The 25,265-nt window shown below is 68.8% G+C and carries 27 protein-coding genes; 22 read left to right on the forward strand and 5 right to left on the reverse strand.

Annotated features, from left to right (window positions below):
* Positions 1-93: 93 nt before the first annotated feature.
* The gene (locus PWS46_RS09940) at positions 94-318 is read right to left on the reverse strand and encodes an SMc00767 family acetate metabolism repressor (protein WP_085090721.1); all 225 of its coding nucleotides are present in this window, start codon (positions 316-318) and stop codon (positions 94-96) included.
* A gap of 363 nt (positions 319-681) precedes the next feature.
* On the opposite strand from PWS46_RS09940, the gene PWS46_RS09945 reads away from it, so the two are divergent.
* Positions 682-1,050 carry a hypothetical protein gene (locus PWS46_RS09945; protein ID WP_434614416.1) on the forward strand — a complete coding sequence of 123 codons (369 nt, stop codon included), beginning with the start codon at positions 682-684 and terminating at the stop codon, positions 1,048-1,050.
* Positions 1,051-1,055: 5 nt separating this feature from the next.
* On the opposite strand, the gene PWS46_RS09950 is transcribed toward PWS46_RS09945, so the two are convergent.
* From PWS46_RS09950 to PWS46_RS09960, 3 genes are read right to left on the reverse strand one after another with little or no spacing between them, the layout of a single operon-like run.
* Positions 1,056-2,018 carry an ABC transporter ATP-binding protein gene (locus PWS46_RS09950; protein ID WP_434614419.1) on the reverse strand — a complete coding sequence of 321 codons (963 nt, stop codon included), beginning with the start codon at positions 2,016-2,018 and terminating at the stop codon, positions 1,056-1,058.
* On the reverse strand, positions 2,015-2,998 hold the full coding sequence (locus tag PWS46_RS09955) for an HlyD family secretion protein (protein ID WP_434614422.1): 984 nt from the start codon (positions 2,996-2,998) through the stop codon (positions 2,015-2,017). The genes PWS46_RS09950 and PWS46_RS09955 overlap by 4 nt, the downstream gene beginning before the upstream one ends.
* Positions 2,995-3,687: a TetR/AcrR family transcriptional regulator gene (locus PWS46_RS09960; protein ID WP_434614424.1), complete on the reverse strand. Its 693-nt coding sequence runs from the start codon at positions 3,685-3,687 to the stop codon at positions 2,995-2,997. The genes PWS46_RS09955 and PWS46_RS09960 overlap by 4 nt, the downstream gene beginning before the upstream one ends.
* A gap of 351 nt (positions 3,688-4,038) precedes the next feature.
* On the opposite strand from PWS46_RS09960, the gene nifA reads away from it, so the two are divergent.
* The 14 genes from nifA to PWS46_RS10030 all read left to right on the forward strand — a co-directional run bounded on the left by nifA (position 4,039) and on the right by PWS46_RS10030 (position 16,162).
* On the forward strand, positions 4,039-5,955 hold the full coding sequence (nifA, locus tag PWS46_RS09965) for a nif-specific transcriptional activator NifA (protein WP_434614427.1): 1,917 nt from the start codon (positions 4,039-4,041) through the stop codon (positions 5,953-5,955).
* A 104-nt stretch (positions 5,956-6,059) separates the two neighbouring features.
* Positions 6,060-6,956: an adenylate/guanylate cyclase domain-containing protein gene (locus PWS46_RS09970; RefSeq protein WP_434614430.1), complete on the forward strand. Its 897-nt coding sequence runs from the start codon at positions 6,060-6,062 to the stop codon at positions 6,954-6,956.
* Between the two features lie 184 nt (positions 6,957-7,140).
* Complete coding sequence (gene nifB, locus PWS46_RS09975; RefSeq protein ID WP_434614433.1) at positions 7,141-8,706, forward strand: nitrogenase cofactor biosynthesis protein NifB; 1,566 nt, start codon at positions 7,141-7,143, stop codon at positions 8,704-8,706.
* A gap of 51 nt (positions 8,707-8,757) precedes the next feature.
* On the forward strand, positions 8,758-8,949 hold the full coding sequence (locus tag PWS46_RS09980) for a 4Fe-4S dicluster domain-containing protein (RefSeq protein WP_014248512.1): 192 nt from the start codon (positions 8,758-8,760) through the stop codon (positions 8,947-8,949).
* 152 nt (positions 8,950-9,101) lie between these two features.
* Positions 9,102-9,644: a hypothetical protein gene (locus PWS46_RS09985; protein ID WP_434614436.1), complete on the forward strand. Its 543-nt coding sequence runs from the start codon at positions 9,102-9,104 to the stop codon at positions 9,642-9,644.
* Positions 9,641-10,465, forward strand: coding sequence for a 4Fe4S-binding leucine-rich repeat protein (locus PWS46_RS09990; RefSeq protein WP_434614439.1), 825 nt, complete (start codon positions 9,641-9,643; stop codon positions 10,463-10,465). The genes PWS46_RS09985 and PWS46_RS09990 overlap by 4 nt, the downstream gene beginning before the upstream one ends.
* Before the next feature lie 30 nt (positions 10,466-10,495).
* A complete protein-coding gene (locus PWS46_RS09995; protein WP_434614442.1) occupies positions 10,496-10,822 on the forward strand; it encodes a nitrogen fixation protein NifZ in 327 nt (108 codons plus the stop codon).
* Positions 10,823-10,865: 43 nt separating this feature from the next.
* The gene (locus tag PWS46_RS10000) at positions 10,866-11,171 is read left to right on the forward strand and encodes a nitrogen fixation protein NifZ (protein WP_063635114.1); all 306 of its coding nucleotides are present in this window, start codon (positions 10,866-10,868) and stop codon (positions 11,169-11,171) included.
* Between the two features lie 29 nt (positions 11,172-11,200).
* Complete coding sequence (locus PWS46_RS10005; protein WP_434614445.1) at positions 11,201-12,352, forward strand: cysteine desulfurase family protein; 1,152 nt, start codon at positions 11,201-11,203, stop codon at positions 12,350-12,352.
* Between the two features lie 36 nt (positions 12,353-12,388).
* Positions 12,389-12,598 carry a putative nitrogen fixation protein NifT gene (gene nifT / locus PWS46_RS10010; protein ID WP_295830528.1) on the forward strand — a complete coding sequence of 70 codons (210 nt, stop codon included), beginning with the start codon at positions 12,389-12,391 and terminating at the stop codon, positions 12,596-12,598.
* A gap of 5 nt (positions 12,599-12,603) precedes the next feature.
* Positions 12,604-12,888 carry a hypothetical protein gene (locus PWS46_RS10015; protein WP_149222183.1) on the forward strand — a complete coding sequence of 95 codons (285 nt, stop codon included), beginning with the start codon at positions 12,604-12,606 and terminating at the stop codon, positions 12,886-12,888.
* A complete protein-coding gene (locus PWS46_RS10020) occupies positions 12,889-14,100 on the forward strand; it encodes a DegT/DnrJ/EryC1/StrS family aminotransferase (RefSeq protein WP_434614449.1) in 1,212 nt (403 codons plus the stop codon).
* 23 nt (positions 14,101-14,123) lie between these two features.
* A complete protein-coding gene (locus PWS46_RS10025; RefSeq protein ID WP_434614452.1) occupies positions 14,124-15,011 on the forward strand; it encodes an SIR2 family protein in 888 nt (295 codons plus the stop codon).
* A gap of 107 nt (positions 15,012-15,118) precedes the next feature.
* Positions 15,119-16,162: a lipid A deacylase LpxR family protein gene (locus PWS46_RS10030; protein ID WP_434614456.1), complete on the forward strand. Its 1,044-nt coding sequence runs from the start codon at positions 15,119-15,121 to the stop codon at positions 16,160-16,162.
* A gap of 4 nt (positions 16,163-16,166) precedes the next feature.
* Here PWS46_RS10030 and PWS46_RS10035 read toward each other — a convergent pair whose 3' ends face one another.
* Positions 16,167-16,805 (reverse strand): DUF4337 domain-containing protein, encoded by a 639-nt coding sequence (locus PWS46_RS10035; RefSeq protein ID WP_109154514.1) that lies wholly within the window; start codon positions 16,803-16,805, stop codon positions 16,167-16,169.
* A gap of 222 nt (positions 16,806-17,027) precedes the next feature.
* Here PWS46_RS10035 and PWS46_RS10040 point away from each other — a divergent pair, with 222 nt between their 5' ends.
* The 7 genes from PWS46_RS10040 to PWS46_RS10070 all read left to right on the forward strand — a co-directional run bounded on the left by PWS46_RS10040 (position 17,028) and on the right by PWS46_RS10070 (position 25,156).
* Positions 17,028-17,594, forward strand: coding sequence for a septation protein A (locus PWS46_RS10040; protein WP_434614459.1), 567 nt, complete (start codon positions 17,028-17,030; stop codon positions 17,592-17,594).
* Between the two features lie 119 nt (positions 17,595-17,713).
* The gene (locus tag PWS46_RS10045) at positions 17,714-18,013 is read left to right on the forward strand and encodes a twin-arginine translocase TatA/TatE family subunit (protein WP_434614462.1); all 300 of its coding nucleotides are present in this window, start codon (positions 17,714-17,716) and stop codon (positions 18,011-18,013) included.
* A 182-nt stretch (positions 18,014-18,195) separates the two neighbouring features.
* On the forward strand, positions 18,196-19,266 hold the full coding sequence (locus PWS46_RS10050) for an SPOR domain-containing protein (protein ID WP_434614465.1): 1,071 nt from the start codon (positions 18,196-18,198) through the stop codon (positions 19,264-19,266).
* A 267-nt stretch (positions 19,267-19,533) separates the two neighbouring features.
* The gene (locus PWS46_RS10055; RefSeq protein ID WP_136704437.1) at positions 19,534-19,935 is read left to right on the forward strand and encodes a response regulator transcription factor; all 402 of its coding nucleotides are present in this window, start codon (positions 19,534-19,536) and stop codon (positions 19,933-19,935) included.
* Positions 19,932-22,139 carry an exonuclease domain-containing protein gene (locus PWS46_RS10060; protein ID WP_434614469.1) on the forward strand — a complete coding sequence of 736 codons (2,208 nt, stop codon included), beginning with the start codon at positions 19,932-19,934 and terminating at the stop codon, positions 22,137-22,139. Before PWS46_RS10055 ends, PWS46_RS10060 begins: the two co-directional genes overlap by 4 nt.
* Positions 22,136-22,354, forward strand: coding sequence for a hypothetical protein (locus PWS46_RS10065; RefSeq protein ID WP_434614472.1), 219 nt, complete (start codon positions 22,136-22,138; stop codon positions 22,352-22,354). The genes PWS46_RS10060 and PWS46_RS10065 overlap by 4 nt, the downstream gene beginning before the upstream one ends.
* A 9-nt stretch (positions 22,355-22,363) precedes the next feature.
* The gene (locus PWS46_RS10070) at positions 22,364-25,156 is read left to right on the forward strand and encodes an ATP-binding protein (protein WP_434614475.1); all 2,793 of its coding nucleotides are present in this window, start codon (positions 22,364-22,366) and stop codon (positions 25,154-25,156) included.
* Positions 25,157-25,265 lie beyond the last annotated feature (109 nt).

The raw sequence follows: 25,265 nt of genomic DNA on the forward strand, positions 1-25,265 counted from the left end.
GCGCAGATTTTGTCGACATACGAAAAAAGGCCGCCATCCGCTGGACGGATGGGGCCTTTTCGCAAAGCTACCGGCCTGGTCGGCCGGAAGCGGTCACTTGCCGGGGCGGATCACCGGGGTGAGCTGGTCGCCCCAGTTGCCGGCCTCGTTGTGGTAGCGGGCGGTGCGCATCAGTTCCACCGTGACGCCGGCCTCGACCGCCTTCACGACGGCGTCGTTCAGGCGATGCAGGTTGTTGGCGACGATGCGGATGGCGCTTTCCTGCTCCGGAGTCAGCTCCGAGCGGTCGTCCGGCGGCGCGTCCTTGAATCCCGACATGCGTTGTTCCTTCCCCTGGATTGGGACCGCCCCGGCGGGACCGGCTGCGGTCCAGAACTTGGTCATGATCTTGCCCGGCTTCGGATGCCGGTTTCCATCATGTACCACATTGTGTGCGCCGCGACAAAGTTCCCGACGCGCCAAGCGCTTGCGACCATTGGCCTCTTGCAACCGGCAACCGGCACCCCATCGCCGTTCCTCCGCGCTGCGCCGTCGTGCGGTCACCATCGGCGTTTTCTTGCCAAAGAAAGAAATAAAGCTTCAGAGTCATGACGAATTTTCGGATTAACTCGACAGTTGACGTTTCTCGATTTCAGTGCCCAAATTTCGACACAAACTTAATTTCCCCATACGGAGCTCATCTTGAAGAACGTCGCCGCCAAGGCCCTGCTGGTTGCGTCATCGCTGTTCCTGCTGAATGGTGCGGCGTTCGCCGGACAGCAGGATTTCACCATCGTGAACAAGACCGGCTATGCGCTGAAGCACATCTATGTCTCGGAGAACAACAACAACAGCTGGGACGAGGACATCCTCGGCCGCGATGTTCTGGAGGACGGCGAATATTTCGAGGTCTCCTTCGACAAGGCCGAAAAGACCTGCAAGTGGGACATGAAGGTCGTTTATGACGACGGCGAATCGGCGGTGTGGCAGGGGCTGAACCTGTGCCAGATCACCAAGCTGACGCTGAAGTGGAACAAGAACACCGGCGTCACCTCGGCCAAGACCGAGTAAGCGCGTCAGCGGAAATTGTCGGTGCTGCGGTTCATCAGATGGATGAAGACGTCTTCCAGCGTCGGCTCCGTCGCGGTGATCCGCAGCGCCGGCTGTCCGGCTCCCGGCGGTCCTCTCCAGGGAGCGAGCGCCCGGTCCAGCGCGGCGGCGTCGGTGCCGCTGACATGCAGGCGGCTGCCGAAGACCGCGACCATCTCCACCCCCGGCTGTCCTTCCAGCGCCGCGGCGATGCGGTGCAGACCGTTGCCGGCCACCAGACGGGTGTGCAGTCCCGATTCGGCGACGACCTGCTCGACCGTGCCGGAGGTCATCAGCGTTCCATAGGCGATATAGGCGATGCGGTGGCAGCGTTCCGCCTCGTCCATGTAGTGGGTGCTGACAAGAACGGTCAGCCCTTCCCCGGCCAGCCGGTGGATCTCGTCCCAGAACTCCCGCCGCGCCTTGGGATCGACGCCCGCCGTCGGCTCGTCCAGCAGCAGAAGCTTCGGTTCGTGCAGGATGCAGGCGGCCAGCGCCAGGCGCTGCTTCCAGCCGCCTGACAGCTCCCCGGCCAACTGCGTGCGGCGGTTGGACAGTCCCAGCCGCTCCAGCGCCTCATCCACCCGGCGGCGGCGGTCGGGCAGACCGTACATCCGGGCGACGAAGTCCAGGTTCTCGGCGATGCTCAGATCCTCCCAGAAGCTGAACTTCTGGGTCATGTAGCCGACCTGCCGCTTGATCGCCGCGCTCTGCCGCCGGATGTCGAGGCCGAGGCAGGTGCCCTCCCCCGCGTCGGGGGTCAGCAGGCCGCACAGCAGGCGGATCGTCGTGGTCTTGCCGGACCCGTTCGGGCCGAGGAAGCCATAGATCTCCCCGGTCTCCACCCGGATCGACACGTCGTCGACCACGGTCTTGCTGCCGAATCGCTTGACCAGCCCGCGCACGTCGATGGCGGGAGTGCCGGCGGCGGAAATGCTTTCCTCCGTCACTGCCCTGCCCCCGCCGGTTGGACATCCGCCGGCCAGACATCGACCGGCAGTCCGGGATTCAGCGGCCGGTCCGGCACCGCCTCCACCCGGAAGACCAGTTTCTCGCGGCTGCCGACGCTGTAGATCACCGGCGGCGTGTATTCGGCCTGGGAGGCGACCCGCGTCACCCGCGCCGACAGGCCGGGCGGGCAGCCGTCGCAACGCACCGACAGGGTTTCCCCCGGCGCCACACCCGCCATAACGGTTTCCGGCACGAACAGCACCAGCTTCACCCGCTCCGGCGGCAGCAGCGACACCACCGGGGAGCCGGCTGGCACCCATTCGCCGGGATTGTAGAGCGTATCCTCCACCAGGGCCGCCGCCGGCGCGACGGGCGCCAGATCGGCGAGCCGGCGCTCCGCCTGGGCCAATGCAGCCTCCGCCTGGGTCACCGCCTCGTCTGCGGCCCGCAACTGGTCCGGACGGGCGGGCAGCGCCGCCACCGCCAGCTGCGCCTCCGCCTCCGCCAACTGGCCGCGGTCGCGGTCGTAGGCGGCAAGGGCCTGATCGAGCTTGTCGGGAGAGGAGACCTTGCGGGCGACCAGTTCGCGCTGCCGGGCCAGTTCTGCGGTGGAATAGCGCAGAGCCGCCTCCGCCCGCGCCTTCTGTGCGGCCAGCACCGCCACCTCCTGCGGCCGTTTGCCGGTGGCGAGGTCGGCGCGTTGCGCCCGCGCCTGGGCCAGCGCCGCGGCCAGCCGGTCGCGCTCCGCCGTCGCGGTGGCCCGGTCGATGGCGAACAGCGGTGCCCCAGCCGCCACCCGGGTGCCGCGGGCGACCGACAGGCTCTCCAGCATCCCGGCGCTGGGGGCGGCGATGCGCAGATACTCCCCCTCCACATAGCCATGGGCGAGCGGTGGCGGCCCGTCCGCGGCGAAAGGCAGGCCGACCGCCAAGGCCAGCGCGGCCAGCCCGTCCAGGATGGTCCCGAGAAAGCCGCTCATGCCGCGCCCTCCCCTGAATCCTGCAGAAGCACCCGGCGCAGATTGCCGATGTGGACCTCCACCAGCGCCGTCACGTCCAGCGGCGGCTCGCCGTCGACACCGTCGAAGGAGGTCCGCCACACCGCGCTCATCAGCAGCGGTGCCACGATGAGGCGCACCGTAGGATCGACGGCCACCGGGCGGAACTCGCCGCTGTCGATTCCCCGCCGCAGCAGGGCGGCCAGCACGCCGAAGCCGCGGCGGATCACCTCGCGGTGGTAGAAGGCGGCAAGCTCCGGGAAATTGCCGGCCTCGGCGATCACCAGCCGCGGGATGACGGCCATGCGGGTCGTCGCGATCAGCCGCGCCACCATGCGCAGCAACCGCTCCAGCACCGGGAAGCACGGTCCGCCTGCCGCGGCGACCAGCGCTTCGGCCTGCTGCAGGTTGGGCAGGATGGCGGCGCGGATCACCGCCTTGAACAGATCGTCCTTGCTGGGAAAGTAGAGATAGAGCGTGCCCTTGCTCACGCCGGCGCGGGCCGCCACCTCCTCCAGCCTTGCGGCGGCGAAGCCGCGTTCGGCGAAGACATCCATCGCGGCGGCAACGATCTCCTGCGGGCGGGCCTCCTTGCGGCGGCGCCAGCGCGGCGGGTCGCCGGGCGGCACAGGGTCGGGATCGGAGTTGGGACCGGATTGGCGGGAGGGCATGGCTCGCCCCTTTTTATAACTGACCGGTCAGTTATTAACATGATTCGGCCCTTCCACCAATGGCTAAGGTCATTGTGCGACGCAGCAGAATCTATGCAAAAGGTCTTGCCTTTCGGCGAGCAGTCACGGACACTTTCCACCGGCTGGCCGCGTACGAACAGAGTTGCGGCCAGCCCCGGCCCGGACGGCGGGCTCCAAAACAGGGCATGAACGGCGTGGCCGGACCAACGGTCGCCGCGGTTTTCGGGAGGTACGGATCAAGGCGCCGACGCCGGGACCCGATGCATTGTGATGCCTGGACCAATCCGTCCGGCCCATGCCCGGGCCCCCTGCCGAGCAAGGGGATCGATCATGCCGAGTGCTGCCCAGTCCGCGTCATCCTCCAGCCTGGAGCTGCTGACGATCTACGAGGTCAGCAAGATCCTCGGATCGTCGCTCGATCTGGAACAGACCCTGCGCGAGGTGCTGCGCGCGCTCTCATATCAGCTGCAGATGCACCGGGGCCGGGTCTATCTCCAGGGCGAGGACGGGGCTCTGCGGCTCGTCGCCGCGCAGGGGCTGCCGAAGGGCGCGCCGGCGCAGGAGATAGACTACAACCAGGGCGAGGGCATCAGCGGCCGCATCCTGAAGACCGGCATGCCGGCGGTGGTGCCCAACCTGGCGGAAGAGCCGCTGTTCAACAACCGCTCCGGCGGACGCGACGATCTGGACGAACAGGTCGCCTCACTGGTCGGCGTGCCGATCAAGGCCGCCGGCACCGTCATCGGCGTGCTGACAATCGACCGCATCTCCGACGACGGCCCCAGCGGCCATTTCGGCTCCGACGTCCGCTTCCTGACCATGGTCGCCAACCTGATCGGCCAGACCGTGCGCCTGCATCGGACGGTGGCGGAGGAGCGGCGCTTCATGATGCGCGAGACCTTCCGCGTCCAGAAGGAGCTGCGGCCGGTCGTGGCCCCCGTCAACGACGTGGTCTGCACCAGCCCGAACATGGTCGACGTGCTGGCCCAGGTGCACCGGGTTGCCCCCTTCAAGTCGACCGTGCTGATCCGCGGCGAGAGCGGCACCGGCAAGGAGCTGATCGCGCGGGCCATCCACAACCTGTCGCCGCGCAAGGACGCTCCCTTCATCCGCGTCAACTGCGCAGCATTGCCCGAATCGCTTCTGGAGTCGGAGCTGTTCGGCCACGAGAAGGGTTCCTTCACCGGCGCGCAGAAGGACCACAAGGGCCGGTTCGAGCTGGCGTCGGGCGGCACCCTGTTCCTCGACGAGATCGGCGACATCTCCTCCAACTTCCAGGCCAAGCTGCTGCGCGTGCTGCAGGAGCAGGAGTTCGAGCGGGTCGGCGGGTCGAAGACGATCAAGACCGACGTGCGGCTGATCTGCGCCACCAACCTGAACCTGGAGGAGGCGGTCGGCCACGGCAAGTTCCGCGCCGATTTGTATTTCCGCATCAACGTGGTGACGATCCATCTGCCGCCGCTGCGCGAACGCCGCGGCGACATCGCCACGCTTGCCAAGCATTTCGTCGCCAAGTTCGGCCGCGACAACGGCCTGAACCTGGACATCGCCGCCGAAGCGCTGGAGGTGCTGAACCGCTGCACCTGGCCCGGCAACGTGCGCGAACTGGAGAACTGCATCGAGCGTGCGGCGACACAGTGCCGCAACGGCACCATCCGCGTGCCCGACCTGTCCTGCAGCATGAATCTCTGCAACTCGTCGGTGCTGTTCCAGTACCGCACCATGGGTGCCGCCGTCGGCGGGCTGGCGCCGTCGATGAGCGGGACCCCCACCAACCCGGCTGCCACCAATCCTGCCGCCGGCAATCCGGCACAGGGACGCACTCAGCCAGCCCCCATGAACGGCACCGCCATGCCGCCGGCCGTACCGGCCCCCGCCAACGGCACCCCGAACGGCGCCCCCAACGGTTCACAATGGCCAGCCTGCGCGTCCGGCTGCGGAGCCGGGCCGATGCCGGTCTGCGGCGCCTCCCAGCCGCTGCCGCCCTCGGCCATCGTTCCCCTGCCCGCTCCCCAGCCGGCGGCATCCACCCCTGCCACCCCGTCCGCGCCGGCTCCGCAGCCGGCGGCAGCCGGCCCCGACCTGCCGCTGGACGAGCCCGAGTCGGGTCCGTTGCGCGACCGCCTGGTCTGGGCGATGGAACGGACGGGCTGGGTCCAGGCCAAGGCCGCCCGCCTGCTGGGCATGACGACGCGGCAGGTGAGCTACGCGCTGCGCAAGTACAACATCGAGATCAAGAGATTCTAGGAATCGGGCGAAGCTCCCTCTCCGTCACACCTCGCCGCAATTTCGTGCTACCCTGACGGGCCCTCGGTTCGATGGCGCGTTCCCCGTTCCAACGGATCTCCGTCTTGCCTTCGCTTGAAAAGCCCCTTGCCCTGCTGTTCGTCGACATCGCCGACAGCACGATGCTGTACGAGCGGATCGGCAACGCCACCGCCGCGGCGCTGACGCAGCGGGTGCTGACCCATCTGCGCCGGCTGGTGGAGGAGCAGCGCGGCGGCGTCATCAAGAGCCTGGGCGACGGGCTGCTCGCCGCCTTTCCGGTCTGCGACGACAGCGCCCGCGCCGCCTGCGCGATGATGGGCATCCAGGACCAGCACGGGATGCGCCTGCGCGTCGGCATCCATTTCGGTACGGTGATCGAAGGGGTGGGCGACCTGTACGGCGACGCCTGCAACGTGGCCGCAAGGGTGCAGCAGATCGCCCGGCCGGGCGAGATCCTGGCGACCCAGGCACTGGTCGACGGCCTGTCGCCGGACCTGCGGGGCCGGACCAAGCCGCTGAGCAACGTCGCGATGAAGGGCAAGGCCGCACCGATCCGCGTCCACCAGATTCGGACCGACGACGAGGCCGACGACGCCATCGAAAGCACAACGCTGGGCTTCTCCCTGGTGCCGGAGGCCGGACGCAGCATGGTGACGCTGCACCTCTCCTACCGCGGGCAGGACATCACGATGAGCCGGGGGCTGCCGCGTGTCACCATCGGCCGGGAGGACAGCAGCGGCCTGCGCATCGCCTCGCGCCAGACCTCGCGCCAGCATGCGGTGATCGACTTCACCCGCGAAAGCTTTCTGCTGACCGACCATTCCACCAACGGCACCTACATCCGCAGCGGCGGGTCGCCGCCGGTGGTGCTGCGCCGCGATTCGACCAAGCTGGTCGGCAGCGGCCTGATCGGCTTCGGGGCGGAGGCGCTGGACGAGAGCCAGGACCATGTCGTCGCCTTCCGCGGCGAACTGGCCTGACCGGTTTGTCGGCACCCCGACAAAGCCCCTTGCCATACCCGCCATTGTCGCAATGACGACAGCGTCCGCGACGCCGACAAATCCCGGCAATCCCTTGTAATTCCTGCATTCTCCGCTCTGGCCCCGAACTTGCTTTTCTCCACTTCGTCCAACGGTGTCGTCCGGCACGGCAGGGAAGGAGTGGATGATGAGCAACGTGGTTTCGCTCGACAGCATCTTCGGGCTCGGGGAACTGGCCCCGCCCGCGACGATGCCGGCAGCGCCCGAGGCGGCGTCCGGCTGTTCGTCGTCGTCCTGCGGATCGTCCGACGGGCCGGCCGACATGGACCCGGCGGTGTGGGAGAAGGTGAAGAACCATCCCTGCTATTCGGAAGAGGCGCACCACTATTTCGCCCGCATGCATGTCGCGGTCGCCCCGGCCTGCAACATCCAGTGCAACTACTGCAACCGCAAATACGATTGCTCGAACGAGAGCCGGCCGGGCGTGGTCTCCGAAAAGCTGACCCCCGATCAGGCGATCAAGAAAATCCTCGCCGTCGCCCAGGAAATCCCGCAGCTGTCGGTGATCGGCATCGCCGGCCCCGGCGACAGTCTGGCGGCGAACGGCAAGAACACCTTCGCCACCTTCGAAATGCTGCAGAAGAAGGCGCCGGACCTGAAGCTTTGCCTGTCCACCAACGGCCTGGCCCTGCCGGACCATGTGGACACCATCGCGCAATACAACATCGACCATGTCACCATCACGATCAACATGGTCGATCCGGAGGTCGGCGCGCAGATCTATCCGTGGATCTTCTACAAGCACAAGCGCTGGACCGGGCTGGATGCCGCCAAGATCCTGCACGAGCAGCAGATGCTGGGGCTGGAGATGCTGACCTCGCGCGGCATCCTGGTGAAGGTGAACTCGGTCATGATCCCCGGGGTCAACGACGAACACCTGCTGGAAGTGAACAAGGCGGTGAAGAGCCGCGGCGCCTTCCTGCACAACATCATGCCGCTGATCTCCGACCCCGCCCACGGCACCTGGTTCGGCCTGAACGGCCAGCGCGGGCCGACCGCACAGGAGTTGAAGGTGGTGCAGGACGCCTGCGAGGGCGGCGCCAAGCTGATGCGCCACTGCCGCCAGTGCCGCGCCGATGCGGTCGGCCTGCTGGGCGAGGACCGCGGCGAGGAGTTCACCGCCGACAAGATCGAGGCGATGGGCGCCATCGACTATGACGACGAGGCCCGCCGCAGCTACCGCGAGCATGTCGAGGCCGAACGCGCCGGACGCCATGCCTCCAAGGCCGCCGCCCAGGCCGATGTGCGGGACAGCGTCGGCACCGCCGTCGACCCGATCCTGATCGCCGTCGCCACCAAGGGCGGCGAGCGCATCAACGAGCATTTCGGCCACGCCAAGGAATTCCAGATCTACGAGGTCGGCCCGAGCGGCGCCAAGTTCGTCGGCCACCGCCGCGTCGACCAGTATTGCGAGGGCGGCTCCGGCGACGTCGACACGCTGGACGGCGTGCTGGCCGCCATCAACGACTGTACCGCGGTGTTCGTCGCCAAGATCGGCGGCTGCCCGTCCAAGTCGCTGGCCGACGCCGGGATCGAGCCGGTCGACCGCTTCGCCTTCGACTACATCGAGGAATCGGCGCTGGCCTATTTCAAGGACTATGCCGAGCGGCTCGGCCAGGGCGTCGTCCAGTCCCGCGCCGGCCAGGACGCGGTGATCCGTACCGGGGCGCTGACCGCGCGCCGCGCCTGACACCTCCCTTTTCCCCCTTCCACAGCCATCCCATCACCGAAGGAGAGAGCCATGGCCTACAAGATCAAGTCCGCCGAATGCACCGTCTGCGGCGCCTGCGAGGCCGAGTGCCCGAACATCGCCATCAGCCTGAAGAAGGGCACCTACGTCATCGACCCGGCGAAATGCACCGAATGCCAGGGCCAGTTCGACAGCCCGCAATGCGCCGCCGTCTGCCCGGCCGACTGCTGCGTCCCGGCGTGATGTGAAGTGCCTCCGGTATCCCCTCTCCCCCCCGGGGAGAGGGTTAGGGTGAGGGGGAGGCGTTGCGGCACTCAACCGAGAATCCTCGCTGTGCATCCCCCTCACCCCGACCCTCTCCCCCCGGGGAGAGGGGGAGGATATCGGATGAAGGCTTGAACCAGGAGCACCGCGCCATGCTGGACGAGGTGGATGAGGACTGGCTCGCCCGCCGCTACTACGGCGGGGATCTTCCGCCCGAGGCGGAACGCTGCCTGCATCTGGCCGCCGCCAGCTATGCCGACAGCGGGGCGGCGCTCGCCCATCTCGCCCGCGCGGCCGAGGTCGCTCCCGGCCATCGCCTGGTCGATCTCGGCCATTACAAGTTCCACTTCTACAAGGCCAATCTCGATCAGGCGCTGGTCTATGGCGAGCGCATGATCGGCCACGCCATGGCCGCGCTCGGCGTCAACCACACCGACTGGCGCGCCGTCACCCCGGCCACCGCCGATTTCCGCGGGCTGGAGCCGGCACCCCGCCTGTTCCTGTTCGCCCTGGTCGCCATCGGCTATCTGCTGCTGCGCACCGGTCGGCTCGACGCCGGGCGTGAGGCGCTGGGCAAGGTCTGCCAGCTCGACCCCGACGACCGTTTCGGCGCCGCCCGCCTGATCGCCGTCGCCGACCGCCATGAGGATGAACTTGAGGAGGCCGGCGCATGAGCGACGACATCCTCGACTCCCTGGATTGGCGCGGCGAACCGGTGGACTGCACCGCCTGCCCCCACCGCGACCGCCGCCTCGACCCTGAGACCGCCGTCCTGACCGCCGCCATCCCCGCAGGCGGCAAGCTGACCGGACACTGCCTGCCGCTGAAGGCCTGCGTGCAGGACCGCTATGCCAAGCGCATCCAGCGCTTCTTCGAATGGAACCCGGACCTGTCGGCCGGCCATCTCGACCATCCCTATTTCGAAGTGCGGGCGAACGCCGCGCGCTTCGCCCCGATCTTCCAGCTTCCCCGCCTGATGAACGACCCGGACGAGACGGTGCGCTCCGTCCTGGCCCGGCGGCTGCCGCGCCGGCTGCTGCTGAAGCTGCGCGACGACCCCGACCGCGAGGTGCGGATCGCCGTCGCCAGCCGGCTGGAGGATGCCGACCTCGCTCCGCTGATGCGCGACCGCGACTGTTCGGTGCGGCTGCGCGTGGTGCGGCGGATCCCCGACGGCATGCTGCCGGCGATGATGCATGACGAGGATCCGGAGGTGCGGGTGGAGGTCGCCCGCCGCCTTTCCATGGACTGGCTGCCCAGTCTCGCCTGGGACGACAGCCCGCGGGTGCGTCTGGTGGTGGCGCAGCGGCTGCCGACCTCGAAGCTGCATGTGCTGCTGCAGGATACCGACTGGATGGTCCGCCTCGCCATCGCCGGACGGATCGACGCCGGACAGCTCGGTCCCCTGCTCGACGACCCGGAGGAGGAGGTGCGCGCCATCGCCCGCCAGCGCGCCGCCGGCCTCGCAATCGCCAACGACCTTCCGCCGCTGTAGCGGCCCCTCAACCGACGGAGCGCCAGCGCCATGACCGACACTGAAACCGCCACTCCGTATCGCCGCGAACGCGCCCGCAGCGCCGAGGACGCCAACGAGCTGGTCGGCCCGCCGGTGCTGGAACAGGGCTTCAAGGTCAAGGCGCTGCGCGACGTGCGCAACGACGGCACCTATCCCGGCCGGCCGGTCGGCGACTTCCTGATCCGCGAGGGCGATGTCGGCTACGTCATCTCCGTCGGGACCTATCTGCAGATGTATTACATCTACGCCGTTGATTTTTATGAGAAACGGGTCGTCGTCGGCATGCGCGCGCGCGAGCTGGAGGTGATCGACGCCCATTGCAACGACCCCCAGTAACCCGATCCAAGACCCCGGTCCCCACCTGAGAAGGAGCCTCGCGATGTCCGACGTCGAAGCCGCCGCCAAGCCCGGTTTCATCCCGCCGCGCGAACCGCTGTACGACTGGGGCCTGCGGGTCACGGTGCAGGAGGACCTGTTCAACGACGGCAGCCATCCGCAGGTGCCGGACGGCGCGCTTCTGGCCCCGAAGGGCACGCCCGGCGTGATCGTCCGCGTCGGCCGCACCGAGGAGGGCAGCCTGCCGGTCTATCTGGTGGAGTTCCCCGGCGGCACCGTCGTCGGCTGCCTGGAGGAGGAGATCGTCCCGGCCGACGGGTCGCGGCGCGGCGTGCCCGGTGTGATGTGAAGGGGCGTGATGTGATGGGGGGCGATGCGATGACTATCTATCTCGACAACAACGCCACCACCGCCCTGGCTGCGGAAGTGCGCGACGCCATGATGCCGCACCTGTTCGGCGAGTTCGCCAACCCGTCCAGCCCGCATTCCGCCGGCATGGCCGCCCGCCGCGCGGTGGGAGAGGCCAAGTCCCAGATCGCCGCCCTGATCGGCGCGAGGCCCGCCGATCTGGTGATGACCGGCAGCGCCACCGAGGCGACGCACACCGCGATCCTGGGTGCGCTCCGCGTCATCGAGGAGACCGACCACCGCCGTGACCACATCGTCACCACCGCAGTGGAGCACCCGGCGACGCTCGCCCTGTTCGACGATTTGCGCCAGCGCGGCTGGCGCATCACCATCCTGCCGGTGAACTGCGACGGCCTACCCTCGCTGGTCGATCTCGCCGCCGTGGTGACGGAGGCGACGGCGCTGGTTTCCATGATGTGGGCCAACAACGAGACCGGCGTGCTGATGCCGGTCGAAGGCGCGTCGGCCATCGCCCACGCCCACGGCGCGCTGTTCCACAGCGACGCGGTGCAGGCAGCCGGCCGGGTGTCGGTCGATTGCGGCATCGCCGATTACCTGACGCTGTCCGCCCACAAGATGCACGGGCCGAAGGGCGTGGGCGCGCTTTATGTCCGCAAGGGCGCACCCTTCCATGCGCTGATTCACGGCCATCAGGAACGGCGGCGCCGTGGCGGGACCGAGAATGTGCCGGGCATCGTCGGCTTCGGCGCCGCCGCCTCGCTGGCGTCCCTCTGGCTCGACGAGGCCGACCTGATCGCCTTTCTGCGCGACCGGCTGGAACAGGGCATCCTCGCCCGCTGGCCGGGTGCCGTCGTGAATGGCGCCGGCGCCGCACGGCTGCCCAACACCAGCAACATCCGCTTCGCCGACGGCCGCGGCCATCCGGTCGATGCGGAAGAGTTGCTGATGCGGCTCGACCGCGTCGGCATCGCCGTGTCGATGGGCGCCGCCTGCTCCTCCGGCGGCAACGAGCCGAGCCATGTGCTGACCGCCATGGGGCTGAACGGCGCCCAGGCCGCCGCCAGCCTGCGCTTTTCACTCAGCCGCTACACCACGGCGGCGGAGGTGGACGCCGTCCTGTCGGAACTGCCGGCGCTGCATGCCCGGCTGGTCGCAGCATAGAAAATACAACCAAAACAAAAGGATGGAGTGTCCGCGATGAAGGTGATGATCCGCAAGGCGTCCGAGCAATACACGATCTACGTCGCCAAGAAGGACCTGGAGGAACCCATCGTCGAGATGGAAAAGCCGGGCCTGTGGGGCGGCTGGATCAAGATCGCCAACGGCTGGACGCTCGACCTGCCGGAGATGCCGGACGACACCCGCCTGCCGATCACCGTCGAAGCCAAGAAACGCGGAACGGAGTGACGCCGATGGCCCTGTCGCCTGAGCGCATCGACAGCATTGCCACGCTGGCCGGCCGGCTGTTCGCCGGGGGCGGCACGCTCGACGCCGTGGTCCGCGGCGTGCGCGAGGCCAACCCGGACCTGAAGACCGTCACCGGCGCCATGGCCGCGGTGATGGCGGAAGATCCTTTCCGGGAAGAGGCGGGCTTCGACCTGCATCTGGTGGATGGCAACAACCACTGCTGGCTCATCACCGACAAGCCGGAGCTTGCCACCGGTGTCGTGATCGCCCAACGGGACGAGGACGAGTGAATGAGCGATGCCGCCGCAGCATGGGACCCCGCCGCCCCCGACGATGAGGATGTCGACGACTATATCCCGCTGACCGACCCCGACATCTCCGGTGCGGAGGTTGAGATGCTCGGCCGCCTGCTGTCGTCCGGGGCCTTGAGCGACGGGCGGATGGTGCGGGCGTTCGAGGACGCCTTCGCCGCCTATGTCGGTCGCGACCATGCGGTGGCGGTGTCCAGCGGCACCATGGCCACGCTGCTGATGCTGAAGGGCTACGGCATCGGCGAGGGGGACGAGGTGCTGTGCAGCCCCTTCGGCTGGCATCAGGTCCAGCATGCGGTGGCACTGTCCGGCGCCACGCCGGTGCTGGTCGACATCGACTATTGGCAGCACACCATCAACCCGGAGAAGGCCGCAGCTCTGGTCACGCCGAAGACCAAGGCGATCCTGGCCGCCAACGTCAACGGCCACCCCGCCCATTGGGACGAACTGCGCGCGCTGGCCGACGCCAAGGGCCTGATCCTGCTGGAGGATTCGACGGAGGCCATCGGTTCCACCTACAAGGGGCGGATGGTCGGCACCTTCGGCGACGCGGCGGTCTTCGACTTTTCCGAACCCGGCATCCTGCTGGCCGGCCAAGGCGGCATGATCGTCACCGACGACCGCGACCTCGCCCATCGGCTGCGCTACATGCGCCGGCGCGAGACGGAACACCGCAACACCGTGGTCATCACCCGCACCCTGCCCTGGCAGGCGGGGATGAGCGACCTGAACGCCGCGCTGGCCCTGGTGCAGTTGAAACGCCTGCCGGAGATCCTGACCCGCCGCAATCTGGTCATCGCCTATTACGACGCGGCGATGGCGAGCTTCGAGGGGATCAAGCCACCCTATCGCGGGCCGGGTGCGGAGGTGGTCAACCCGATGGTCTATTGCGTCCATCTCGGCACCCGCTTCACCGCGTCGGGGCGCCGGTCGATCATCGAGGATCTGGACACCCACGACATCGACGCCAGCGACTTCGGCCAGCCGCTGCACACCCAGCAATATTACATCGAAGCGCTGGGCGAGAGCCGTGCCGGCCGCGGCGCCTGCCCGGTCTGCACCAAGACGGCCGACCGCGTGCTCGCCCTGCCGCTGCACCGCAAGATCACCCGCGATCAGGTCGCCTTCATCGTGGAAACGCTGAAGGACGCCAGCATCAACACCGGTGCCGGCGCCGCGATCTATCTGTGAAGTCCAAGAGGGAAGAGGCATCCATGACCGTCACCACGCTTGCAACCGATTCCGACTCCGTCACGGTTCCGGACGCCGCGGCGGCGCTGGCCGACATCGCCGCGGCGCTGGCGGCCCGGCAGGTGGTGCCCTATCTCGGCCCCGGCGCCTTCGCCCTGCTGCCCCCCGACCAGTGCCCGATCCCGCGCAACTCGGCGGAGCTGGTGCAGCGCCTGAACGCCAAGGTCGCCGCACCCGGCCGCATCCGCTCCAACCTGACGGCAGTCGCCCAGTTCATCGAGACGCGCAAGCACCGCAAGACGCTGGAGACCATCCTCAACGAGATCTTCCGCCAGACCGTGCCGGCGACCCCGGTCCATGCCCTGCTGGCGGCGGTCCCGGCCCCGCCGTTGCTGGTCGACGTCTGGTACGACAGCGTGCTGGACAGCCTGCTGAGCGCCGCCGCCGACCGGACCTGGGGCCAGATTCAAGGCGTGTCGCACCCGCAATCGACCGGCGAATGGGTGCGCTACTACGCCCCCGACGGCGCCGAGACGACGGCCGACGCGGCGGCCGGCTGGGACACCGTGCTGTACAAGCCATCGGGCGCGGCGACGCCGGCCGGCAACTACCTGATCTCCGACAGCGACTATGTCGAGATCCTGACGGAGATCGACATTCAGACCCCGATCCCCGCCGTCGTGAAGGAGCGCCGCGCCGGCCGCCATTTCCTGTTCCTCGGCTGCCGATTCGATCACGAGATCCAGCGCACTTTCGCCCGGCAAATCTCCAAGCGCTCCTCCGGCAGTCATTGGGCGGTGATCCCCGGCGAACTGTCGAAGAACGAGGCGCGCTTCCTGGCTCTGCACGGGATCAAGCGCATCGACATGACGCTGGAGGAAGCGGTGGAGGGGCTGCGGGCGCGGGTGTGAGGATTGGGGGGCGGTTACGGCCGCCCCTACCCCCAAAGAAGCCGCATCGCAGCGCAACACACGCCCCCTCCGTCCGTTACAGTGCGAAACGGATGGAGCGTGCCGGAATGGTGACGAACAGCGGCCCCGCTTTGGCCGCGGCATTTGCGACCCTGCTGCTGACCGCATCGGCGGCCACCGCCCAGGAAACCACCCCTCCCCCCGGCGATGAGCCGGCGGCCTCCGGCCCGGCCATCGGCTTCTGGATCGACAACGACCTGTTCGGCGGCGGGACCGACCGCTATTACACCAACGGGTTCCAGTTCTATTACTTCTCCGGCGCGCGGCCGACCTACGGCAACATCGACTTGCTGGCCAATCTGGTGCCATGGATCGAGCCGGGCGGGGTGCGGCGCTATGGCTTCGCCTTCGGCCAGAACATCTATACGCCCAGCAATCTGACCGCCCGCAACCCGGATCCGCGGGACCGCCCCTATGCCGGCTGGCTCTATGGCCGGCTGTCGGTGCTGAACGAGGCGCCGACGGCGGTCGACCGCATCGACCTCGACCTCGGCATGGTCGGCCCGGCCTCGCTGGCGGAGCAGACGCAGAAGACGGTCCACAAGATCGTCGACGGCGCCACCTACCCTGAGGGCTGGAACTACCAGTTGCATGACGAGCCGGGCGTGGTGCTGAGCTATGAGCATGTCTGGCGCGACGAGAAGCCGAACAGCCTCGGCCCGGTGGAGTGGGACCTCAGCCCCCATGTCGCCGGCAGCCTGGGCAACGTGCTTACCTTCGCCGCGGTCGGCGCCACCGTCCGGCTGGGCGGCAACATGCCGCCGCCGGTCGGCGCGCTGGTGACGCGCCCGACCTCCAGCATCCCCTACCAGGACAGCCCCTATGCGGAGCGGCCGGGGCGCTTTTCCTGGTACGTCTATGCCAGCGCCGAAGGGCGGGCGGTGGCGCGCAACATCTTCCTGGACGGCAACACGTTCCGCGAGAGCCGGTCGGTCGCCAAGCATCCCTTCGTCGGCAGCATGCAGGCCGGCCTGACCCTGCGCTACGGCCGCTATGGCCTGACCTATGCCCAGACCCTGCAGACGCCGGAATTCCGCGGCCAGAAATCGCTGACCAACTACGGCTCCCTGCGTCTGTCTGTCCAGTTCTGAGCAATCACAGGAAGGGCAGCGGCAGGATCAGGGTGAAGCCGTCCGCCGCCATCAGCACGCCGGCCGCCGCCAGCGCGCGGCTGGTCCACAGGATGAAGCCCTTGTTGGTGATGGCGAAGACCGACGCCAGCACGATGGCGAGCTGCAGCATCCCCTCGGCGAAGTCGAAATAGGGGTCCTGGGCCGCGGCATGGTCGCGCCGCAGCTCCGCCGCCTTCGCCTTGCCCAGCAGGTCCTTGCGGCTGTTCTTGCCCTCGTCGGCCTCCATCCGTTCGGCCGACTGGCGGTATTCGGCGGAGCGCTGCAGCGCCTTGGCCTGCGCCTCGGCCGGCATGCCGGCGGATAGCAGCTCGATCTCGTCGGCGGCGAGGCGCAGACTGATCTGGCGCTGGGTCTTGGCCTGATAATAGGCGAAGCTGTCCGACGCCTCGATGGCGCTGGCCATCAGCTCCTTGCCGGCGTTGGAACCGGCGACGCTGACGATGGCGAGCACCGCCGCCAGGACCGAGATGTAGATGGCGGTGGAGGTCTTCACCCCATGCCCGCCCTCCTCTTCGGCATGATGCCGTTCGGCCGGGCGGTGCTTCGCCCGTTCCCGCTCATGGGCTTCGTCGATCAGATCCTTCACTTCGGCGGCTTCCATGACAAATCTGCCTTTCGTCCAGTCCCCCGCTAATCGGCGGATGGCGAAAGAGGTAGCGAAGCACGCGACGCGGGAAAAGCCCCGCTTGCGCTCTGCCCCGCCGGGCCGCGCAATGTCACCGCCGCTCCCACCCTTTCGGTGAGCGGAGTAGCGCACCCGAATGTCCCGCCCGCCAACATTCGCCCCTTTCATGGGCGGCCGGTTCGGGCTATGTCAGGGGGCATGAACCAGTTCGCACGTCTGGCGATCGAGGCCGGCCCGCTCGCCGCCTTCTTCGTTGCCAATTCGCAGGCCGGCATCATGACCGGCACCGCGGTCTTCATGGTCGCCATCACCATCGCGGTGGCGGTGTCCTGGCGGCTGGAACGCCGCATCCCGATCATGCCGGTGGTCGGCGCCGGATTCGTGCTGCTGTTCGGCGGCCTGACGCTGTGGCTGCAGGACGACCTGTTCATCAAGATCAAGCCGACCCTGGTCAACCTGCTGTTCGCCATCGTCCTGTTCGTCGCCCATGCGATGCGGCGCAACGTGATGAAGCGCCTGCTGGGCACGGTGCTGAACCTGTCGGACGACGGCTGGCGGACGCTTGGCATCCGCTGGGCCTGGTTCTTCCTGCTTCTGGCGGTGCTGAACGAGGTGGTGTGGCGCAACTTCGCCACCGACATGTGGGTCAACTTCAAGGTGTTCGGCATCATGCCGCTGACCTTGCTGTTCAGCGCCTTCCAGGCGCCGCTGATCATGCGCCACCAACTGCCGGAGGAGCCGGCGGAAAGCGGCCCGGCGGCCTGAGGGGCGTCCTTTATCACGGCCTTCCCGACGGCCGCCTCTTGTGCGGCGCGGAAGGGGCACTCACATTGGTGGCGACCGCGACGACGTCCGCTCCGACCGAATTTCAGAGGTATTGATCGATGGGCAGTTTCAGCATCTGGCACTGGTTGATCGTTCTGGTCATCGTGCTTCTCCTGTTCGGCGCCGGCAAGCTGCCCAACGTGATGGGCGACATCGCCAAGGGTGTGAAGGCCTTCAAGGCCGGCCTGAAGGACGAGAGCGACGAGGCCAATCCGCCCGCGGCGACCACCGCGCAGGCTCCTCCCGCCGCGATCAACCCGGCCCCCGCCCAGCCGGCCCAGCCTGCGGCGGCCCAGCCTGTCGCCCCCCAACCGGCCCCCACCCAACCGACCGACCCCAACCGGCCGCACCAGGGCTGACGTCCCTTCTTTCATGCCGCCCATCCGCCGGGCGCGACCGCATGGCGGTTTGATGGAGCGGCAAAATACGATAAAGAGAAGGGGCTTTCCGCAGCCGGGCCGTGTCACCGCGGTTCCGGCAACCGGAAGGCCCCTTTTTCTGCATTCAGCCGGCCCGCATGACGGGCAAGCGCAGGTCGACCGTGACGCTCCAGCCACCGCCCCGGCGGGCTCCCACCCTGACGACACCGACTTCCAAGGACGAGATGAAGGCCAACGGCAAACCTTCCGAGACTCCGCCGCCGGAGAACGAGGACATCGCCAAGCTGCTTCGCGCCTTGAACGAGGATCTGCGGGCCGACCCGCAGGACGAGGACGTGGAGTATGAGGAGGAGGAGCCCGCGGGCCGCAGCCTGCCGCTGGGCAAGATCGCGCTGGCCCTGCTGGCGGCCGGCGGCATCGCCGTTGGGGTGGTCTATTTCGGCTCGGGCGATCCGGCGCCGGTGACGACGGCGGCCAACAACTCGGCGCCGCTGGTGCCGGCCCCGGCCATCACCCGCGCGCCCGCCAATCCGGCTCCCACGTCGACAACCACGGCCCCGGCGACCGAAAGCCTGCCGGCTCCCGCCCAAACGGCACCGATCCAGTCGGCACCGGTCCAGACCGCGCCGTCCGCCGCGCCGCCACCACCGGTCGCCGCCCTGCCCGCCAGCCCGCCGCCGGTCCTAAAGGTGCCGGAGCCGCCGTCCGTCCCGGCAACCGCCCCTGCCACGTCGCCGAAGCCGCGGGCCGCCACCCCGTCGGAGACCGCGCCCGCCGCACAGAAGCCGGAGCCGCCGAAACCCGAAGCGGCCAAGCCGGAACAGCCCGCCGCCGCGCCGAACGATACCGGTGCGCTGCAGGCGATGCTGGCGCCGCCTAAGGATGCCGCGAAGCGCCCGCCCGCCGCATCGGCCGGCAATGGCGAGTCGAAGCCGAACCCCAAGGCCGCCCCGTCTGCCGCGCCGTCGACAGCCCCGTCCGCAACGCAGCCGGCCGGTCGCTACACCGTGCAGGTCGGCACCTTCACGGTGACGGCCAACGCCGATTCGCTGGCGCAGCGGCTGCAAGGCAGCGGTTTCCAGGCCTATACGGTGGACTGGACCGACAGCTCCAACCGGTCCTGGCGCGCCGTGCGCGTCGGCGGCTTCCCCGATCCGGCCGCGGCCAAGCGCGAGGCGGAGCAGTTGAAATCGAAGATGGGGCTCAACCCGGTCGTCGTGACCACGCGCTGATCCCGGTCCGGATCGGAGGCGATTCGCCACCGGTTCTTGCCCCTGCGACACTCTGTCATCCAAGCGAAAGCCCGGCGGCGACATTTGGTCGCGGCCGGGCTTTTTCTTGCGCTCGGCACCCCCGTTCTTTGGTCGGGGGAGCCGGGAGTGCCGCTTGATCCCCGCTTCTCTTTGCTCGTACCATGGACATTCCAGGGCACGAATGCATTGCCCCGGCCACAAATTGGGAAGCCGGCAAAAGACCGGCGTACCGGAGGACGCCCCGCCATGAAGCCGACCATCCTGGTTGTCGACGACGAGCCCAGCATCGTCCTGTCGCTCCAGGTTCTCATGCAGCGCGCCGGGTTCGACGTGCGCATCGCCCGCGACGGGGACGAGGCGCTGCGCTCGGTGGAGAATTTCACCCCCGACCTGATCCTGCTCGACGCGATGATGCCCAAGCGCGACGGCTTCGACGTCTGCCAGACCCTGCGGACCAATCCGGCCTGGAAATCGCTTCCCATCATCATGCTGACGGCGCGCAGCCGCGACGTCGAACGGCAGAAGGGCATGGCGCTGGGCGCCACCGACTACATCACCAAGCCATTCTCCACCCGCGACCTGCTGACCACCGTCCGCCGCCATCTGGGCCTGACCGCTGCGACCGGCGGCGGGGAGCCGGCGCCATGACCGCCCCGGCACCAACGGCCGCCGCCGCCGCTCCCTCACCCGCTCCCCTGCCCCGGCGCATGATCCCGCTGGCCTTCCGCGTCACCGGCTTCGGTCTGGTGGCGCTGGCGGTCGGGCTGGCGGCGGCGGTGCGCGGGTCGGACGCCTCGGACCCGCTGCTGACCTATGCCGTGGTGATGACGGCGGCCTGCGCCGCGGCGGTGTGGGGGCTTTGGCTGACGGTCGACCGTTACCTGCTGCGCGCCGCGGAAACCCTGAGCCGCGAGGCCGGGCTGATCGCCCATGGCAATGCGGAGGGGGCCGTCGGCGGCCGGGTGCCGCTCTCCCGCTATGGCGACCTGCTGTCCATCGCGCGCGCGGTGAACGAGCTGTCGGACAAGCTGGCCCAGGTCCGCCGCGACATCGCCCGCACCGTCGCCGACCACACCGCCAAGGCGGAGCAGCAGAAGACCCAGCTGGCCGCCGTGCTGCGCGACCTGCACGAAGGCGTTCTGGTCTGCAACACCAAGCACCAGATCCTGCTCTACAACCAGACCGCCCTCGACATCCTCCACCTTGCCGGCGACCTCGGGCTCGGCCGCTCGCTTCTGCATTTCGTGGTGGCGGAGCCGGTGACCCACACGCTGGAACGGCTGAGCCTGCGCGTCCGCGAAGGCCGGCACGTCAACCACGAGCACGGCACCACCGCGCAGTTCGTCGGCGCCACCACCGACGGCCGCATCCTGCTGGAAGGCCGGATGAGCGCCATCCTGCAGGACCCCGACCCTGCATCGGACGAGCCGCCGGCAATCACCGGCTATGTGCTGACCCTGTCCGACGCCACCAGCGAACTGGCCGCGCTTGGCCAGCGCGACGCCCTGCTGCGCGAGGCGACGGAGGGTTTCCGCGCGCCCATCGCCAACCTGCGGGCGGCGGTGGAGACGCTGTACGACGCCCCCGACCTCGGCCCCGGCGACCGCGCCGCCTTCGAAAGCGCGATGCTGGAATCCTGCGACAGCCTGTCGCAACGGCTGGAGCGGGTGACCACCGCCTACCGCAACGTCGTCACCGGCAGCTGGCCGATGAGCGACATCCACTCCAACAACCTGATCAACCTCGTGGCCCACCGGGTCGGGGCGGAGTCAGCCACCACGGTGACGCTGACCGGCCTGCCGCAATGGGTGCATGGCGACAGCCACAGCCTCGTGCTGCTGTTCGCCTATCTGATCGGGCGGGTGCAGGCGCTGACCGGCGCCACCGCCTACGACCTGGAGGCCGCCGGGCCGCAGGACGGCGACCGCTGGGTCTATCTCGACCTCGTCTGGCAAGGGCCGGCGGTGCCCAGCGCCACGCTGGACGGCTGGCTGGACCAGACGCTGCCCGACGGCCTGGGCGGCCTCAGCGCCGGCGACGTGCTGCAGCACCACCGCAGCACCGCCTGGAGCGAGCCGCTGCCGAACGACCTTCCCGGCGGTGCCGGCCGCGCCCGGCTGCGCGTTCCGCTGCCGCCGGCGCAGTCGCCGCGCACCGCCCAACCGCGGCCACGGGCCGGCGCCCGGCCGGAGTTCTTCGATTTCGGGCTGCTGCACCAGCCGCTGGCGACCAGCGAGCTTGGCCGCACGCCGCTGGACCGGCTGCATTACGTGGTGTTCGACACCGAGACCACCGGCCTGTCGCCCAGCACCGGCGACGAGATCATCCAGATCGCCGCGGTCCGCGTGGTCGGCGGGCGCATCCTGACCGGCGAGACCTTCAACACGCTGGTCGATCCGCGCCGGCCGATCCCGCCGGAGTCGGTCCCCTTCCACGGCATCACCGACGGCATGGTGGCGGGCAAGCCGACCATCGACGCCGTGCTGCCGCAGTTCCGCAACTTCGTCTCCGGTGCGGTGATGGTGGCGCACAACGCCGCCTTCGACCTGAAATTCCTGAAGATGAAGGAACGGGCGGCGGGGGTGTCCTTCGACTGCCCGGTGCTGGACACCATGCTGCTGTCCCGCATGCTGCTGGGCAATGACGGCGACCACACGCTGGACGGCATCGCCGAGCGGCTGGGCATCGAGGTGGTCGACCGCCACACCGCGCTGGGCGACAGCCTTGTCACCGCCGCGGTCTTCCTGCGGATGGTCGAGATGTTGCGCGAGCGCGACGTTCGGACGCTGGACGACGCCATCCGCGGCGCCAACATCCTGGTCGAACTCGCCGCCCGGGAGCGCGCCTTTTGAGCGCGCCCGACCGTGATCCTGGCCGAAGTCTTGGCCGCTACCGCGACCGGATGATCGGCCTGTTCCTGCTGGCGGCGGCGCTGTTCAACCCGCCGCTGCTCGGCCTGTTCGGGGTGGAGGGAAGAATCCTGGGGGTGCCGGCGCTCTATGTCTGGGTGTTCGGCCTGTGGGCGGCGGTGATCGCGCTGGCCGCGCTGGCCGGCCGGACACGATAGGGGCGCGGCATGGAGGTCGGACTGGAGTGGACCGCCGTCCTGATCGCCGCCCTCGCCTATCTTTCCGCCCTGTTCGCCATCGCCCATTGGGCCGACCGGCGGGAGGCGGCGGGGCGCAGCGTCATCGCTTCCCCCACGATCTTTGCGCTGTCGCTGGGCGTCTATTGCACGACCTGGACCTTCTACGGCTCGGTCGGGCGGGCGGCGACGCTGGGCATCGGCTTCCTGCCGGTCTATCTCGGCCCGACCCTGCTGATGCTGCTGGCGCCGCTGGTCCTGCGCAAGATCCTGCGCATCGCCAAGGCGCAGCGCATCACCTCCATCGCCGATTTCCTCGCCAGCCGCTACGGCCACAGCCCGCTCTTGGGTGGGCTGGTGGCGCTGACCGCGACCGTGGGCGTGACGCCCTACATCGCCCTGCAGTTGAAGGCGGTGGCCGTCAGTTTCGATGCGCTGACCGGCGGCGGCGGGCTGGGGCCGGCGGAGGGCCCGTTCCTCGACCATGGCTTCCTGATCGCCGCGGTGATGGCGCTGTTTGCCATCGTCTTCGGCGCCCGCCAGATCGACGCCGCCGAACACCATCCCGGCATGGTCGCCGCCATCGCCCTGGAATCTGTGGTGAAGCTGATTGCCTTCCTGGCGGTCGGGCTGTTCGTCGTCTGGGGCCTGCATGACGGGCTGGGAAGCCTGTTCGATGCGGCGGCCGCCCGTCCCGATCTTGCCCGCCTGATGGGCAGCGATCCGGCACTGGGACATACGGCATCGGGAAACGGGCCATGGGGCGCGTGGGTCACCACCACGATCCTGTCGGCCGCGGCGATGCTGTGCCTGCCGCGCCAATTCCAGGTGATGGTGATCGAATCGGTGGACGAGCGCCATCTCGACCGCGCGGTCTGGCTGTTCCCGCTCTATCTCCTGCTCATCAACCTGTTCGTGCTGCCGGTTGCCCTGTCGGGGCTGCTGAGCTTCGGCGGACGGCTCGATCCCGACCTGTTCATGGTTGCCCTGCCGCTGAGCGGCGGAGCCGACTGGCTGGCGCTGCTGGCCTTCCTGGGCGGGCTGTCGGCAGCGGCCGGGATGATCGTCGTGGAGTCGGTGGCGCTGTCCACCATGCTGTGCAACGATCTGGTAATGCCGATCCTGCTGCGCACGCGGTCACGCGCGCTGGCGCGCTCCGCCGATCTGGCGCCGCTGCTGCTCTCGGTAAGGCGCATCGCCATCGTGACGATCCTGCTGTTCGGCTACGGATATTTCCGGCTGGCCGGGTCGGCCTATGCGCTGGTGTCGATCGGACTGATCTCCTTCACCGCGGTGGCGCAGTTCGCCCCGGCGCTGATCGGCGGCCTTTATTGGCGCGGAGCGACCCGGCGCGGCGCTATCGGCGGGGTGACGGCCGGGACGCTGGTCTGGGCCTACACCCTGCTGCTGCCCAGCTTCGCGCGGTCGGGCTGGCTGCCGGCCAGCTTCATTGCCGACGGGCCGTGGGGCATTGCCGCCCTGCGGCCCTATGCGCTGTTCGGGCTGGAGGGCTGGGACTCGCTGGCCCATTCCCTGTTCTGGACCGCAATCGCCAACATCGGCGCCTATGTCGGCCTGTCGCTGTTCGATCGCCCCGGCGCAGCGGAGCGGGCGCAGGCCGCAGCCTTCGTCGATGTCTTCCAGCCCGCGTCGAACGGCGCTGTGCCGCTGCTGGAAGCGCCGCCGGACTGGCGCAGCGCCGCCAGCGTCGGCGACCTTACACGCGTGGTCGCCCGCTTCCTCGGACCCCAGCGCGCCGAGCGGGCCTTCGCCGGCGCCGATCCGGACGAACCGGCCGGGCCGGAGCGGCTGCGGCTGGCCGAACGGCTTCTGGCCGGCGCGATCGGCGGGGCGTCCGCCCGCGTCGCCCTCGCCTCCTCCGTCTCGGCCGGGGCGGTGGAGGCGGCGGAGCTTCTGCGCATGCTCGACGAGACCAGCGACGTCATCGCTCACAGCCGCGAGCTGGAGCGCAAGACCGCGGAGCTGGAGCGCGCCACCGACGCCCTGCGCGCCGCCAACGAACGGCTGACCGAGCTGGACCGGCTGAAGGACGATTTCCTGTCCACCGTCACCCACGAGCTGCGGACGCCGCTGACCTCGATCCGGGCGCTGAGCGAGATCCTGCACGACGCCCCCGACCTCGACATCGACCAGCGGCAGGAGTTCCTGGCCGTCATCATCAAGGAGAGCGAGCGGCTGACCCGCCTGATCAATCAGGTGCTGGACATGGCGAAGATCGAGGCCGGGGCGCTGGACTGGCGGATCGAGACCATCGACGCCGGACCGGCTCTGACCGAGGCCGTCGCCGCGACGGAGGCGCTGTTCCTGGAACGTGGCATCACCCTGTCGGTGGACATTCCGGACCACCTGCCGCCGGTGCGCGGCGATGTCGACCGGGTGATCCAGGTCGTCGTCAACCTGCTGTCCAACGCCGCCAAATTCACGCCGCCCGGCGGCCGGACCCGGCTGGTGGCTCGGTTGGAGAGTGGCTTCCTGCGGGTGACGGTGACCGACAGCGGCCCCGGCGTTGCGGCGAAGGACCGCGATCTGGTGTTCGACCGCTTCCGCCAGTCCGGCGACACGCTGACCGGCAAGCCGGCCGGCACCGGCCTGGGGCTGGCCATTGCCAAGCGAATCGTCGAGCATCTCGGCGGCCGGATCGGGGTGGCGGACGCGCCGGCCGGGCCGGATCCCGAGTCGGGCCAGGGAGCCGCATTCTGGTTCACGCTGCCGCTCGCCGGGAATCCGGCCGATGTCCCGCAGTCGGAAGAGCGGCGGGAGTGATCGGCCGCCGATCCGTTACAATGGTCTGGCGGCGCTGCAATCCCGTGTTATCCTGCCCCGTGTTATCCTGCAGGATATCCGTGCCCCACATCGAAGCCCCACATTGAAG

The sequence above is a fragment of the Azospirillum sp. B2RO_4 genome, assembly GCF_051124815.1.
Lineage (GTDB): Bacteria > Pseudomonadota > Alphaproteobacteria > Azospirillales > Azospirillaceae > Azospirillum.